1 protein-coding gene is annotated in these 1,392 nt (G+C 51.7%); it reads right to left on the reverse strand.

What is annotated here, in order from left to right:
- The coding region (locus MBEAL2_RS28520) for a putative thiazole-containing bacteriocin maturation protein (protein WP_047155551.1) at window positions 1–1,392 on the reverse strand (1,392 nt) is incomplete at both ends.

The raw sequence follows: 1,392 nt of genomic DNA on the forward strand, positions 1-1,392 counted from the left end.
TTGCAGCCCGCGGGAAATCCCTTCCGCAACCGTTTCCCCCACTCCGACCCCGACAAATTCCTGCGTTTCTATCCTACCACCTTCTACTTCCTGATGGGAGGGAAGAGACGTAACAAGCGAACTGACCATTCGCGACGCATATGCTTCAATCCCGGAGAACCCTGCTTCCCGCCGCGCCTCCTCATGCGTTAACCCTGTACAGACAATATCCGGCAACAGCTCAGCGGGTCCCTCCGATAGCGGATCAACAGCCTGAACGCGGCACTGAGCCAGCGGAAGCTGCTTCAAGTCTCCTTCCTCCCAAAGATGGAAAATCCCTGATTCCGCTGAGGTTAACTGGCTGAAGTACGAAAGTAATCTGCTCGATTCGTTTTCGCTTGATTCCTGCTCAAGCCCCAGTTCAAAATCTTGAACCCATTGGGCTGCTGCACGTCCGGTTACCAAGGGATGGGGCACAAACGAATGCCAGTTTCCTTCCAATGTCTCCAAATTAAGCAGGAAGAATTGATTCTTCTGTTCCGATTCGGTCACGCCTGTAACCCTTTTTAACAATTCAAATACGAGCACATTAGAAAGCATCGCTCCCGCTGTAGAAGAGAAGGGATAGAACGATTCGTCTTTGTAAAGTGCAGATTGGTGGATGCGGCGCCACGCCGACTCCCAACACCCTTTGGAGTCTGGGTGCACCAGTGGACCTGCCAGGCCCACCTGCTTCAGACCTATAGCGGGGAGTAATACCTTCTTCTCCTCTCTGCAAATCCAATGAAGAGTCCGCAGCTCCTCTACATCGTCCTCTTGCGACACATACAAAATCGAATCAAACGGCTGCACAGCCTCCCGCCAAGAACTTCCCCCCTTTTTCTGCAGGATGATCTCCTCAACCGTTACCTCGGGGTCCGTTTTACGTGCGTGTACCGCCAGTTCGATCAACCGCTGCCGATGGGTCGGCACCGAGTCCGTAATCAGCACGTGGAACTTAGGCAATCCGGATTCAAGCAACGCAGAAATCAACGAAACAAAAAAAGGACCGGAGCCAACCGCAAGCACCTTGGCCTGACGATAAGCTTGAAAACGGTACGCACCCGAGTGACCGAAATTGTCCAGAAATTCAATTTGAGAAGCATACTTTTTGAGAACCACATCCGCCAATTGGTGCGGATGGTCCTGGTTCACATCCCGAACAACGCCGTTTTGGTGCAAAATCCCTGCAATTTCATACACACGCTCCCGATATGAGTCTGGCAGTCCGTCTGTCAATTCATCCAACGTGTATTCCCCGTTGAACATCGGCATCAGTTTTTCAATCCACTGATCGATCGTACTGCCTTCCATACGGAACGAGCCTACGTTGTTCCGAAAATACACACCGCCGTTTGGATCAGGGAGAAAAAA

It is taken from the genome of Aneurinibacillus tyrosinisolvens (assembly GCF_001015055.1).
GTDB lineage: Bacteria > Bacillota > Bacilli > Aneurinibacillales > Aneurinibacillaceae > Aneurinibacillus_A > Aneurinibacillus_A tyrosinisolvens.